Source organism: Roseateles puraquae, assembly GCF_002205845.1.
GTDB lineage: Bacteria > Pseudomonadota > Gammaproteobacteria > Burkholderiales > Burkholderiaceae_C > Pelomonas > Pelomonas puraquae.
In genome coordinates, this window is sequence record NZ_NISI01000012.1 from 65514 (window position 1) to 79050 (window position 13537).

Sequence of the window (13537 nt, forward strand, 5' to 3'; positions counted from 1 at the left end):
TGACCCTCCTTCACCGCAGATGCAAACCCTGCAAGTCGACACGCTGCTCAGCGTCTACCAGCTCGTCACGGCGATGCTGGCGCTGGCCACGCTCGGCGGTGCCTGGCATCTGAAGTCGGAGCGGGCCCTGTGGCTCTGGGCGGGCGCCTTCGGGGCTTCGGCATTGACGCAGACCGTGCGGGCGCTGGCTTTTGCCGTCGAGGCCCCGCGTGCCTGGTATGCCGTCGGGCATCTCGGGGGGCTGATCAGCGCGCTGCTGGTGATGTTGGGTCTGCGTGTATTCCTGGGGCAGCGGCTGCGCTGCCGCGGGCCGGTGGCGTTCACAGCGTTGGTGGCCGTTGCCGCGCTGGTACTGGCCGCAGCGACCGGTCACCTGTGGGCCTCGCTGTCCCTCACGCTGCTGGCCAGCGCCCTGCTGACCGCGCCGGCCATGCGCGCCGCCCAGCAGGCCTGGCGGGCACAGCCGGGCTTCCCGATGCTGCTGATGGCCACGGCGCTGGCGGTGAGCGCGGGCGTGGAGCTGGCCCGCGCCTGCGTCATGCTGCCGTGGGTGGTGCCCGACCGGGCGCTGGCGACCCAGTACAACGCCTGGGGCCTGCTGGCCACCATCGGCCTGGTCATCGCGCAGGGGTTGGCGATGCTGTTGTTGCTGCAGGACCGCGCGCTGCGGCGGATCGAGCAGCTCATCGAAGTCGACGTGCTGACCGGCCTGCTGAACCGCCGCGGCTTCGACGAGCGGCTGCGCCGGCTGCTGCAGCGTGGCGCCGAGCAGCCGCCGGTGCTGGCGCTGCTGGACGTGGACCATTTCAAGCGCATCAACGACACCCACGGGCATGCGGTCGGTGATGCGGTGCTCAGCGGCATCGGCGAACGGCTGCGCGAGACGCTGCGACCGTTCGACCTGGCCGTGCGGCTGGGTGGTGAAGAGTTCGCCGTGATCTGGGCCCAGGCCGAACCGGGTGACGAGGCGCGTCTGGGCGAGCGCCTGCGAGAGGCCGTTGGCACCGCCGCCTTCCCGACGGCAGCCGGGCCGCTGGCCGTGACGGTCAGCGTCGGCGTGGCCCGCGCGCGCGGCGCCAACGAGGCGCCCGAGGCGGTGTTCAGCCGGGCCGACGCCGCGCTCTACGACGCCAAGCGCGCCGGTCGCGACCGGGTGCAGCTGGCAGCCTGAGCCCGCGGCGGCGCGCGCTTCAGCTGACCTTCACGTCCTGCCAGGTCTTGCCGAGGTCGGCGCTCGTCCACACGCCGGCGCCGTTGGCTGCTTGGGCGAGCAGACGGGTCGGGCTTGTCTGCATGACACGGGTGGTGGTGACATCGGCGCCCGCGGGCCAGGTGGCCGCCGCCCAGGTGCTGCCCATGTCAGTGCTCACCTGTACGGCGGTGACGTTGCGTGCCCACAGCGCGCCCTGCTCCAGCTGGAGGAACTCGGTGTAGCCCGCCGGCAGCACCAAGGGCTGCCAGGTGCGACCGTAGTCCAGGCTGCGCAGGAGCTGGGTGTCTTCCACCCGCGAAGCGATCAGCCAGCCCAGTGACGGCACGCCGCTGATGGCAGTGAAACCCTGCACGCTGGCCGGCGCATCCCATTCGGTCCAGGTGGTGCCGCCATCCTGGGTCAGGTGCAGGCGCCAATCGACCGGAGCAACCGGCGGCGCATACGAGCCTTTGTGCGAGAAGCTCGTCACCAACAGCAAGGACGGGTTGGGCGAGCCCAGCAGCATGCCCGCGCGCGAGTCGTCCAGGGCCAGCCGGGTGTCCCAGGTCCGGCCCGAATTCTGCGAACGCAGGATGGCACCGTAGGGCAACAAGCCGAAGTTCGTGCCCCTCAGTGCCTTGGCCGAGCACCAGCGGGCACCGACCGAGAGGCATTCACCGAAGGCTTCAGGAGCGGATGCCCAGTTCATCCCGCCGTCGAGCGACTGGAAGCGTGAGTAGAACGTGGTCATGCCGCCGAAAGAGGTCGCCCATGTCACGGTCAGGGTGTTGCCATCATCACTGCTGAGCGCGAACGTGGCCGGCGCGCCCGCGGGCACGGTGCGCTTGACCCAGCCGGTGCCGTTCGCCGTGCCGCGCCAGAGCGCCGGCTGATCGCCATCCCGGCCGGCCAGCCAGAGGGTGTCGGTGCCCGCCGAAAAGACGTTGTCGATCCGGCCGATGGTCGGGCTGGAAACAGCCGCCCAGGTGTCGCCACCGGTGGCGGACTTCCATAGCTTGCCGTCTTCAGAGACGCCCCAGATCACGGCCAGACTGCCGGCATAGGGCGGCAGCAGGCGCAGCAATCTTTGCGGTGGCGGCGGAGGAGGGGGCGGTGTCGGGGTGGGCGCGGGCGCTGGGGAAGGCCCGGATCCTCCGCCACCGCAAGCGGCCAACACACCCAGCGACGCCAAAAAGGCGCGACGTGACTCTTTCATTGGACTCCCTGTCGGGCGTTTTCGTGCCCGTTGTCAGGAGGTTAGCAGCGTCGCCCGATCGGTCGTGTGACCGCGTGTTTCGTCACATGCTGCGCCGGTACTGACCGCCCACCTCGAACAGCGCGCTGGTGATCTGGCCGAGCGAGCACACCCGCACCGCGTCCATCAGCACCTCGAACACGTTGCGGTTCTCGATGACGGCCTGCTGCAGGCGGGCCAGCAGGGCCGGAGCCTCGGCGGCGTGGCGGGCCTGGAAGTCGGCCAGGCGGCTCAGCTGAGATTGCTTCTCTTCTTCGGTCGAACGGGCCAGTTCGATGTGCTCCGGCACCGGGTCGCCCTTGGGATTGCGGAAGGTGTTGACGCCGATGATGGGGTACTCGCCCGTGTGCTTGAGCATCTCGTAGTGCAGGCTCTCCTCCTGGATGCGCCCGCGCTGGTAGCCGGTTTCCATGGCGCCCAGCACGCCGCCGCGCTCGCTGATGCGCTCGAACTCGGCCAGCACGGCTTCCTCCACCAGCTCGGTCAGCTCGTCGATGATGAAAGCGCCCTGGCTCGGGTTCTCGTTCTTGGCCAGGCCCCACTCGCGGTTGATGATGAGCTGGATGGCCATCGCGCGGCGCACGCTGTCTTCGGTCGGCGTCGTGATCGCCTCGTCGAAGGCGTTGGTGTGCAGGCTGTTGCAGTTGTCGTAGATGGCAATCAGGGCCTGCAGGGTGGTGCGGATGTCGTTGAAGGCAATCTCCTGCGCATGCAGGCTGCGGCCCGAGGTCTGCACGTGGTACTTCAGCTTCTGGCTGCGCTCATTGGCGCCGTAGCGGTCGCGCATGGCGACGGCCCAAATGCGGCGCGCGACGCGGCCCAGCACGGTGTACTCGGGGTCCATGCCGTTGCTGAAGAAGAAGGACAGGTTTGGCGCGAAGTCGTCGATGTGCATGCCGCGCGCAAGATAGGCCTCCACGAACGTGAACCCGTTGGAGAGGGTGAGCGCCAGCTGGCTGATCGGGTTGGCCCCGGCCTCGGCGATGTGATAGCCCGAGATGCTCACCGAGTAGAAGTTGCGCACGTTGTGGTGCACGAAGTACTCGGCGATGTCGCCCATCACCTTCAGCGAGAACTCGGTCGAGAAGATGCAGGTGTTCTGGCCCTGGTCCTCCTTCAGGATGTCGGCCTGCACCGTGCCGCGCACATTGGCCAGCACCCAGTCCTTGATCTTGGCGGCTTCGTCGGCGGTGGGGTCGCGGCCGTTGTCGCGGCGGAACTTGTCGAGGTTCTGGTCGATGGCGGTGTTCATGAACATCGCCAGGATGGTGGGCGCGGGGCCGTTGATGGTCATCGAGACCGACGTGCTCGGGTTGCACAGGTCGAAGCCGTCGTACAGCACCTTCATGTCGTCCAGCGTGGCGATGCTCACGCCGGAGTTGCCCACCTTGCCGTAGATGTCCGGCCGCGGTGCGGGGTCGGCGCCGTAGAGCGTGACCGAGTCGAAGGCGGTGGACAGGCGCTTGGCCGGCATGCCTTCGCTCACCAGCTTGAAGCGCCGGTTGGTGCGGAAGGCGTCGCCCTCGCCGGCGAACATGCGGGTCGGGTCCTCGCCCTCGCGCTTGAAGGCGAACACGCCGGCCGTGTACGGGAAGCTGCCCGGCACGTTTTCCAGCATCAGCCACTTCAGCAGCTCGCCATGGCACTCGTAGGTGGGCAGCACGACCTTGCGGATCTTGGTGCCGGACAGGCTCTGCGTGACGAGGGACGTGCGGATTTCCTTGTCGCGGATCTTCACGACGTACTCGTCGCCCGCGTAGGCCTTGACCATGTCGGGCCACTGCCCCAGCAGCTGGCGGGCATCGCCGTCGAGCTTGGCGCGGCGCTGCTCGGCCAGGTCGGCCAGCGCGGTGCGGGCGCCTTGCTTGTCGGGGTTGGCCGCTTGCAGCATCGCGCGGCTGGCTTCGAGCTGCTGCACCTCGCGGGCGAGCGCAGCCTGGCGGCGCGCGCGGGCCTTGTAGCTGCGCACGGTCTCGCTGATGTCGGCGAGGTAGCGCACGCGGCCCGGCGGCACGATGGGCGTCTGGTGCGTGCTGTGGCGGGTGGCCACGCGGGGCAGCCGGCCCTCACCGAGCTTCAGGCCGAGGGCGCCCAGGCGCTCGCGCAGGGCCTGGTAGAGCGCGGTCACGCCGTCGTCGTTGAAGCGGCTGGCCATGGTGCCGAACACCGGCATGGTGTCGGGCGACTGGCCGAAAGCCTCTCGGTTGCGCTGCACCTGCTTGGCCACGTCGCGCAGCGCGTCGAGCGCGCCCTTGCGGTCGAACTTGTTGATGGCAACGAACTCGGCGAAGTCGAGCATGTCGATCTTCTCGAGCTGGCTGGCGGCGCCGAACTCGGGCGTCATCACGTACATGGGCACGTCCACCAGCGGCACGATGGCCGCGTCGCCCTGGCCGATGCCGGAGGTCTCGACGATGACGAGGTCAAAGCCCGCCACCTTGGCCGCGGCGATGACGTCCGGCAGGGCCGGCGAGATCTCGCTGCCGAAGTCGCGCGTGGCCAGCGAGCGCATGAACACGCGCGCACCGCTGCTCCAGGGGCTGATGGCATTCATGCGGATGCGGTCGCCGAGCAGCGCGCCGCCGCTCTTGCGGCGCGAGGGGTCGATGGAGATCAGGGCCACGCGCAGGGCGTCGCCCTGGTCCAGGCGCAGGCGGCGGATGAGTTCGTCCGTGAGGCTCGATTTGCCGGCGCCGCCGGTGCCGGTGATGCCGAGCACGGGGGTCTTGATGCCTTGGGCCTGGGCGCGCAGCGCGTCGACGATGGCCGGCGCGGCCTTGCCGTTCTCCAGTGCGGTGAGCAGTTGGGCCAGCGCGCGCCAGGCGCCTTCGCTGTGGCCGGTGATGGCGCCGAGGTCCTGGGGCGCGTAGGCGCTGAAGTCCTGGTCGGCCTTCATGACCATCTCGCCGATCATGCCCTGCAGGCCCATGCGCTGGCCGTCCTCGGGGCTGAAGATGCGCACGCCGTGCTCGGCGAGCTCGCGGATCTCCGCCGGCACGATGACGCCGCCGCCGCCGCCGAACACCTGGATGTGCTCGCCGCCTCGCTCCTTCAGCAGCTGCACCATGTACTTGAAGTACTCGACATGGCCGCCCTGGTAGGAGCTGATGGCGATGCCCTGGGCGTCTTCCTGCAGGGCGGCGGTGACGACTTCGTCCACCGAGCGGTTGTGCCCGAGGTGGATCACCTCCGCGCCCATGTTCTGGAGGATGCGCCGCATGATGTTGATCGCGGCGTCATGCCCGTCAAACAGGCTGGCGGCGGTGACGAAACGGACCTTGTGGGTCGGGCGGTATTCGGCAAGCGCCTTGTAGTCGGCGGCGAGGTCGGTCATGGCTTGTCTCCTGGCTCGGGCGCAATTCTAGGTCGCCAATTGACGTTAACGTCAATTCAAGGTCTCGCGGCCTGCCGCGATGATGCGCACATCGCGCTACCCGGCGCCCCAACGTTCCGACTGCATGATCACTCCTGCCTCGACGGCGCCCGAACTCGGCACCGAACTGACCCTGCGCGGCATCGTGCTGGGCATCCTGATCACCGGCGTGTTCACCGCCGCCAATGTCTATTTCGGCCTGAAGGCGGGCCTGACGTTTGCGACCTCCATCCCGGCGGCCGTCATCGCGATGGCCCTCCTGCGCCGTGCGGCGGGCAACTCGATCGGCGAAACCAACATCGTGCAGACCATTGCGTCGTCTGCCGGCACGCTGTCGTCCATCATCTTCGTGCTGCCCGGCCTGGTGATGATCGGGTGGTGGACGGGCTTTCCGTACTGGATGTCGATGACGCTGTGCGCGCTGGGCGGTGTGCTGGGCGTCATGTATTCCATCCCCCTGCGCCGAGCGCTGGTGACCAACTCGCCGCTGCCCTACCCCGAGGGCGTGGCCTGCGCCGAGGTGCTGAAGGTGGGGCACGCCAGCGGCAGCGGCGAGGCCAACCGGCAGGGCTTGGCGGCGATCATCGTCGGCAGCCTGGTGTCGGCGGGCTTTGCCGTCATCGTGGCCACGCAGGTGTTTGCGGCCAACCTGGCGCAGTACTTCCGCCTGCCGGGCAGCGACAAGGGACCAGGCGGCGCCACGGGTTATGACCTCAACTTCAGCTTCGCCCTGCTGGCGGTGGGCCACCTGGTCGGGCTGTGGGTCGGCATCGCCATCCTCGTGGGCGCCTGCATCGCCTGGCTGGGCGGCGTGCCATGGCTGACGCAGGGCCTGGAGGGCGTGCCCGAAGCGGTCGCGATGGCGGCCTGGAGCAAGAAGGTGCGCTTCATCGGCGCCGGCTGCATCGCGGTGGCCGCGATCTGGACGCTCGTCAAGCTGGCTAAGCCCGTGGTCGCCGGCTTGCACGGTGCCGCCATGTCGGCCCGTGTGCGCAAGGCCGGCAAGGCCGACACGCTGCCCCGCACCGAGCAGGACATCCCGATCGGCACGGTCGGCCTCATCACGCTGGCCTGCATGCTGCCGATCGGCGTCATGCTGTCGCAGTTCGCGACCTCCGCCGGCCTGGGCGACCAATTGGGCCTGCTGGTGGTGGGCGGCGTGGTCTACGTGGTGCTGATGAGCTTCTTCGTGGCGGCGGTGTGCGGCTACATGGCCGGCCTGATCGGTTCGTCGAACAGCCCGCTGTCGGGGGTGGGCATCCTGGTCGTGATCGGGGTGTCGCTGCTGCTGGCGCTGCTCGTGAAGCCGCTGTTGCCGCCGAGCACCGGGCAGGCGCTGGTGGCCTTCGCGCTGTTCGTGACGGCGGTCGTGTTCGCCGTGGCCACCATTTCCAACGACAACCTGCAGGATCTCAAGACCGGCCAGCTCGTGGACGCCACGCCGTGGCGCCAGCAGCTGGCCCTCATCATCGGCGTGGTAGCCGGTGCGCTTGTCATCCCGCCGGTGCTGGACCTGCTGAACAAGGCCTACGGGTTCGCCGGCGCGCCCGGCGCCGATCCCAAGACCGCCCTCGCCGCACCGCAGGCGGCGTTGATCTCTGCGCTGGCCAAGGGCGTCATCCAGGGCGACCTGGCCTGGCACCTCATCGGCATCGGCGCGCTGGTGGGCGTGGCCTGCATCGTGGCCGACGAGGTCATCAAGCGCGGTTCGGGCGGCCGTGCGCATCTCGCGCCGCTGGCCGTGGGCCTGGGCATCTACCTGCCGCTGAACAGCACGCTGACCATCGTCGTCGGTGCGATCGCCGGCTGGTGGTTCGAGCGCCGGGCCGAGCGCCAGCACAACCCCGAGGCCACCAAGCAACTCGGCGTGCTCATGGCCTCGGGTCTGATCGTCGGCGAGAGCCTGCTGGGCGTGATCCTGGCGGCCGTCGTCGTGTTCTCCGGCAACGGCGCGCCGTTGGCGCTGGTGGGTGAGAGCTTCGCCACCGCGGGCCAGGTGCTGGGCACGCTGGCCTTTGGTGGTATCGGCCTCGGGCTGTACGCCTGGCTGCTCAGGACTTCGCGGGGCTAGGCTCCTGGTCGAGCATGCCCCAGCGGCTCATGGCGTCCAGCAGCAGCTGGCTCTCGGCCTCGTGCAGATGCTGGTCGGCGTGCGCGACCCGCAGCCCCAGGCGCAGCGCGCTCATGCGCAGCTCGGGGTCCTGCACCTCGTCGAACAGCGTGCCCAGGGTTTCGCTGTCGAGGCGGATGATGCCGTCCCAGTGCAGCGGGTCGGCCATCATCAGGTCCTCGCAGAGCCCATGCAGCACGCCGCGCATCACGGCGCCTGGGGCGCCGGTGGCTTCCGCGCCGGCGGCCTCCAGGGCTTCGAGCTCCACCTTGGACACATGCCCATCGGCCAGGGCCGCCAGGGCCAGCAGCCGGTTGACGGCTTCGGGGCTGTTCACGGCATAGCTGCGCATGGCGGCCTCCTTCAGTCGTCAGAGCTGGCGAAGCCGAACAGGCTCAGCAGGCTCGTGAACAGGTTGAAGATGGACACGAATAGGCTGACGGTGGCCAGCACGTAGTTCGTCTCGCCGCCGTTCACAATCTGCTGGGTCTCATACATGATGAGGCCGGCCGACAGCAGAGCGACCACGGCCGAGACCGTCAGCGCCAGCGCGGGGATCTGGAAGAACACCGCCGCCAGGCCGGCCAGCAGGGCCACGATCATGCCGGCGAACAGGAAGCCACCCATCCACGACAGGTCACGCTTGGTGGTCGTCGCGTAGGCCGACAGCGCCAGGAAGACCGCGCCGGTCGCGCCCAGGGCCAGCATCACGGCCTGGCCACCGGAGGGCAGCGCCAGGGTGCGCGTGAGCAGCGGGCCGAGGGTCCAGCCCATGAAGCCGGTCAGCGCGAAGACGAGGCCCACGGCGGCGCCGCGGTTCTGCAGTTTGTGGATGCCGAACAGCAGGCCGAAGTAGACGACCAGAGTCAAGATCAGCCCGGGCGCCGGCAGGCTGAAGGCCACGGCGGCGCCGGCGACGGCAGCGCTGAACAGCAGCGTCATCGACAGCAGCGCGTAGGTGTTGCGCAGCACGCGGTGCGCGGTGCCGCGGTCGACGGCGCCGTAGGGCATCGTGAGGGCGACGGTGCGGGGTTGGTGTTGCATGGCGGCTCTCCTTGGAGGGTCGATTGGGGCCGCCAGGGTAGGATGCGGTGGGATCAGAAAAAAGCAGAAAATCAGGAAGAGACGCTTCCGTATTCCCTGAGGTAACAACCATGAGCCTGAGCTTCAGCTATCGCCATCTGTACTACTTCTGGGCCGTGGCCAAGGAGGGCGGGCTCACGCGGGCGGCCGAGAAGCTTGGCCTGTCGGTGCAGACGGTGTCGACGCAGGTGCGCGAGTTGGAGCAGGCGCTGGGCGCCGCGTTGCTCAAGCCCTCCGGCCGCAGCCTGGTGCTGACCGAGGCGGGCCTCGCCGCGCTGGAGCAGGCCGAGCAGATCTTCCAGATCGGCGAGACCCTGCCCGAGCGCGTGCGGGATGCCGCCACCTCGCCCGCGGTGCGCCTGGCCGTGGGCATCTCCGACGGCCTGCCCAAGCTCGTCGCCCAGCGGCTGCTCGCGCCGGTGCTGGACACACCGCAGCTGCGCCTGCTGTGCCACGAGGACGAGTTCGACGACCTGCTCGGGGACTTGGCGCTGCACCGGCTGGATGTCGTGCTGGCCGACCGCCCGGCGCCGGCCAACCCCAACCTGCGCGTGTACAGCCACTCGCTGGGCAGCTCGCCAGTGGCCTGGTATGCCCACGAGCGCTGGGCCGCGACGGCGCGGCGCAACTTCCCCGCATCGCTCGCTGACGTGCCCCTGCTGCTGCCCACCTCGCATGCCGCGCTGCGCCCGCGGCTGGACCATTGGCTGGCCGACCAGGGCGTGCGCCCGCGCGTGGCCGGCGAGTTCGAGGACAGCGCGCTGCTGGCCACCTTCGGCAGCGAAGGCCTGGGCGTGTTCCCGGCGGCCACCGCCGTGGATGACGCGCTGACCGGGCGTTATGGCCTCGTGAACGTCGGCCTGGCCGAGGGCGTGGCCGAACAGTTCTTCGCCGTGGGTACCGACAAGAAGATCAGCCACCCGCTGGTACGCCGCCTGCTGCCGCAGGCCGCCGCCTGAGGCGTCAGGCGAGCCGGAAGGCCGACACCACCTCGGCCAGGCGCTGGGCCTGCTCGCGCATCGACTGCGCTGCCGCGGCGGACTCCTCCACCAGCGCCGCGTTCTGTTGCGTCATCTGGTCGAGCTGCGTGACGGCCTGGTTGACCTGCTGGATGCCGTCGCGCTGCTCGCCCGACGCGGCGGCGATCTCGCCGATCAGGTCCGACACGCGGCTCACGCTGCCGACGATCTCCTGCATCGCGCGCCCGGTCTCGCCCACCAGCTCCGCGCCTTGCTCCACGTTGCCGACCGAGGTGCCGATCAGGGACTTGATCTCCTTGGCTGCCTCGGCGCTGCGTTGGGCCAGGGCGCGCACTTCGCTGGCCACCACCGCGAAGCCGCGGCCTTGCTCCCCGGCGCGCGCGGCCTCGACGGCAGCATTCAGCGCCAGGATGTTGGTCTGGAAGGCAATGCCGTCGATGACGCCGATGATGTCGCCGATACGGCGCGAACTGTCAGTGATCTGCTGCATGCTGCTCGTCACCTGAGCCACCACCTGGCCGCCGCGTTGCGCCGCCTCGGCGGCTGACGTAGCGAGCTGGTTGGCCTGGCGGGCGGTGTCGGCGCTCTGGCCGACGGCGCCGCTCATCTCCTCCATCGAGCTGGCGGTCTGCTGCAGGTTGGACGCCGCCTGCTCGGTGCGGGCCGAGAGGTCGTGGTTGCCCTGCGCGATCTCGCCGGCAGCGGTGGTGATGGACTCCACCGCGCCGCGCACCTGCTCGATGGTGCTTCGCAGCGCCTCGACCATGGCCTGCATCTGGCCCATCAGGCTGTCGCTGCGGGCGGTGTTGAGCCGCAGGCTCAGGTCACCGCGGGCGACGTCCTGCATGGCGGCCATGGCCACGCTGGGTTCACCGCCGAGCTGGCGGAGCACGCTGCGGGCAATCGCCAGCCCCAGCATCACCGTCACGGCCAGAACCGCCGCGCCCGCGGCAATCTGCTTGAGCGCTGCGCGCCAGACCAGCGCATTGACGTCGTCCAGGTACAGGCCCGAGCCGACCATCCAGTTCCAGCCCGGGATCTGCACCAGGTACTGCAGCTTGGGCACGGGGTCTTTGCCGCCCGGGCGGGGGAAATGCGTGTCGACGAAGGCGCGGCCGGTGCCGGAGGCGCGCAGGTTGGAGGCCATGTCCACGATGGTCTTGCGGCCGTTGCCGTCGACGATCTTGTCGGCCATGTTCTTGCCCGCCCATTCCGGCTTGATGGGGTGCATGACGCCGACGCCGTCCAGCGTCCAGGCGTAGAAGTATTCGGTCTTGCCGTCGCTGCCGCCGAAGCGCGCCGAGCCGATGGCGTCGCGGGCCGCCGCCTGCGCGGCTTCCTCGCTGAGCTTGCCCGAGGCCGCCGCCGCCTGCAGTTGCAGCACCTGGTTGGCGACCGAATGCACCGCCGTCTGCAGTACCTCGCGCCGGCTGGCCATGATGTCGTCATGGGCCTGCATGGCATTGATGGCCACCAGGATGACGACGCCTGCGATGGCTGTACCCAGCAGCAGCAGGATGCGGCGCTGGAAACTCATCTGGTTCAGCATATGGACTCCTCGATGGGTGGACGTGGCTGTTGCTACAGTTGACGTTTACGTCAATCAGAATCCCCCGGCGGTCCTGTTGTAACCGTGCCGTAACCGGGTGGGAAGGAGATATTTCATGAACCTGCCCGGCCTCAACTTCCAATTGGGCGAAGACATCGATGCGCTGCGCGACGCGGTGCGCGCCTTCGCAGACGAGGAAATCGCCCCCCGCGCCGCCGAAATCGACCGCAGCGACCAGTTCCCGATGGACCTGTGGCGCAAGATGGGTGAGCTGGGCGTGCTCGGCATCACGGTGCCCGAGGAATACGGCGGCGCCAACATGGGCTACCTCGCCCACATGGTGGCCATGGAGGAGATCAGCCGCGGCAGCGCCTCGGTGGGCCTGTCCTATGGCGCACACAGCAACCTGTGCGTGAACCAGATCAAGCGCAACGGCAACGCCGCGCAGAAGGCCAAGTACCTGCCCAAGCTGATCAGCGGCGAGCACGTCGGCGCGCTGGCCATGAGCGAGCCGGGCGCGGGCTCCGACGTCATCAGCATGAAGCTCAAGGCTGAAGACAAGGGCGGCTTCTACCTGCTCAACGGCAGCAAGATGTGGATCACCAACGGCCCGGATGCCGACACGCTGGTGGTCTACGCCAAGACCGAGCCGGAGCTGGGCGCGCGCGGCGTCACGGCCTTCCTGATCGAGAAGGGCATGAAGGGCTTTTCCATCGCCCAGAAGCTCGACAAGCTCGGCATGCGCGGCTCGCACACCGGCGAGCTGGTGTTCCAGAACGTCGAGGTGCCGGCCGAGAACGTGCTGGGCGCGGTCAATGGCGGCGCCAAGGTGCTCATGTCAGGCCTGGACTACGAACGCGCCGTGCTGTCCGGCGGGCCGCTGGGCATCATGCAGTCGGTGATGGACAACATCATTCCCTACATCCACGACCGCAAGCAGTTCGGCCAGAGCATCGGCGAGTTCCAGCTCATCCAGGGCAAGGTGGCCGACATGTACACCGTGTTGCAGGCCGCGCGCAGCTTCGCCTACACCGTGGCCAAGAACCTGGACCTGCTCGGCGCCGAGCACGTGCGCCAGGTGCGCAAGGACTGCGCCAGCGTCATCCTGTGGACGGCCGAGAAGGCCACCTGGATGGCGGGCGAAGGCATCCAGATCTTCGGCGGCAATGGCTACATCAACGAGTACCCGCTGGGGCGCCTGTGGCGCGATGCCAAGCTCTACGAGATCGGCGCGGGCACGAGCGAGATCCGCCGGATGCTGATCGGCCGGGAGCTCTTTGCGGAGACGATGTAACCCCGGGCTGGGACAATGCCGGCATGACCGACGCGAACGACCAACTGCAGGATCTGCTGAACAACAACAAGCGCTGGGCGGCGGAGACGGAGAGCCGCGAGCCGGGCTTCTTCTCGCGCCTGCTCAAGCAGCAGACCCCGCAGTACCTGTGGATCGGCTGCGCCGACAGCCGCGTGCCCGCCAACGAGCTGGTCGACCTGCTGCCGGGCGAGCTGTTCGTGCACCGCAACGTGGCCAACGTGGTGGTGCATTCGGACCTGAACTGCCTGTCCGTCATGCAGTTCGCGGTGGACCACCTCAAGGTGCGCCACATCATCGTCGTCGGCCACAGCAACTGCGGTGGCGTGAAGGCAGCGCTCTACGACACCCGCGTGGGCCTGGTGGAGAACTGGATCCGCCACGTGCAGGACGTGCGCCACATGCACCGTGAGTGGCTGGACACCGTGCCCGAGGCCCGGCGGGTGGATGCGCTGTGCGAACTCAACGTGCTGGAGCAGGCCCGCAACGCCTGCCACACCACCGTCGTGCGCGATGCCTGGGCGCGTGGCCAGGAGATCGTCGTGCACGGCTGGGTCTATGGCCTGCACAACGGCCTGCTGGAAGACCTGGCCGTCACGGCGGCGAGCGCGGCCGATGTGGACCCGGCCTACCGCCAGGCGCTGGCCGCCGTGAAGCAGCGCTACGCCGCCGGCTGAGCGCCT

General features: G+C 68.9%; 10 protein-coding genes. 5 read left to right on the plus strand and 5 right to left on the minus strand.

The window, feature by feature from the left end; genetic code table 11:
• The first annotated feature begins 19 nt into the window (after positions 1 to 19).
• A complete protein-coding gene (locus CDO81_RS22630) occupies positions 20 to 1171 on the plus strand; it encodes a GGDEF domain-containing protein (RefSeq protein ID WP_088485516.1) in 1152 nt (383 codons plus the stop codon).
• A gap of 19 nt (positions 1172 to 1190) precedes the next feature.
• Here CDO81_RS22630 and CDO81_RS28245 read toward each other — a convergent pair whose 3' ends face one another.
• A complete protein-coding gene (locus CDO81_RS28245) occupies positions 1191 to 2276 on the minus strand; it encodes a WD40/YVTN/BNR-like repeat-containing protein (RefSeq protein ID WP_088485517.1) in 1086 nt (361 codons plus the stop codon).
• Positions 2277 to 2490: 214 nt separating this feature from the next.
• On the minus strand, positions 2491 to 5781 hold the full coding sequence (gene icmF / locus CDO81_RS22640) for a fused isobutyryl-CoA mutase/GTPase IcmF (protein ID WP_088485518.1): 3291 nt from the start codon (positions 5779 to 5781) through the stop codon (positions 2491 to 2493).
• Positions 5782 to 5905: 124 nt separating this feature from the next.
• Between icmF and CDO81_RS22645 the strand changes: the two genes are divergently transcribed.
• The gene (locus CDO81_RS22645; RefSeq protein WP_206602155.1) at positions 5906 to 7891 is read left to right on the plus strand and encodes an OPT family oligopeptide transporter; all 1986 of its coding nucleotides are present in this window, start codon (positions 5906 to 5908) and stop codon (positions 7889 to 7891) included.
• Here CDO81_RS22645 and CDO81_RS22650 read toward each other — a convergent pair.
• Complete coding sequence (locus CDO81_RS22650; protein ID WP_088485519.1) at positions 7872 to 8282, minus strand: TerB family tellurite resistance protein; 411 nt, start codon at positions 8280 to 8282, stop codon at positions 7872 to 7874. The genes CDO81_RS22645 and CDO81_RS22650 overlap by 20 nt on opposite strands.
• 11 nt (positions 8283 to 8293) lie before the next feature.
• Positions 8294 to 8974, minus strand: coding sequence for a Bax inhibitor-1/YccA family protein (locus CDO81_RS22655; protein ID WP_088485520.1), 681 nt, complete (start codon positions 8972 to 8974; stop codon positions 8294 to 8296).
• A gap of 110 nt (positions 8975 to 9084) precedes the next feature.
• Here CDO81_RS22655 and CDO81_RS22660 point away from each other — a divergent pair, with 110 nt between their 5' ends.
• Positions 9085 to 9972 (plus strand): LysR family transcriptional regulator, encoded by an 888-nt coding sequence (locus CDO81_RS22660; RefSeq protein WP_088485521.1) that lies wholly within the window; start codon positions 9085 to 9087, stop codon positions 9970 to 9972.
• A 4-nt stretch (positions 9973 to 9976) separates the two neighbouring features.
• Here the strand turns inward: CDO81_RS22660 and CDO81_RS29180 are convergent, their stop codons facing one another.
• On the minus strand, positions 9977 to 11542 hold the full coding sequence (locus CDO81_RS29180) for a methyl-accepting chemotaxis protein (protein ID WP_088485522.1): 1566 nt from the start codon (positions 11540 to 11542) through the stop codon (positions 9977 to 9979).
• A gap of 115 nt (positions 11543 to 11657) precedes the next feature.
• On the opposite strand from CDO81_RS29180, the gene CDO81_RS22670 reads away from it, so the two are divergent.
• Positions 11658 to 12836 carry an isovaleryl-CoA dehydrogenase gene (locus CDO81_RS22670; RefSeq protein ID WP_088485523.1) on the plus strand — a complete coding sequence of 393 codons (1179 nt, stop codon included), beginning with the start codon at positions 11658 to 11660 and terminating at the stop codon, positions 12834 to 12836.
• Positions 12837 to 12859: 23 nt separating this feature from the next.
• Positions 12860 to 13531: a carbonate dehydratase gene (gene can, locus CDO81_RS22675; RefSeq protein ID WP_088485524.1), complete on the plus strand. Its 672-nt coding sequence runs from the start codon at positions 12860 to 12862 to the stop codon at positions 13529 to 13531.
• Positions 13532 to 13537: the final 6 nt, after the last annotated feature.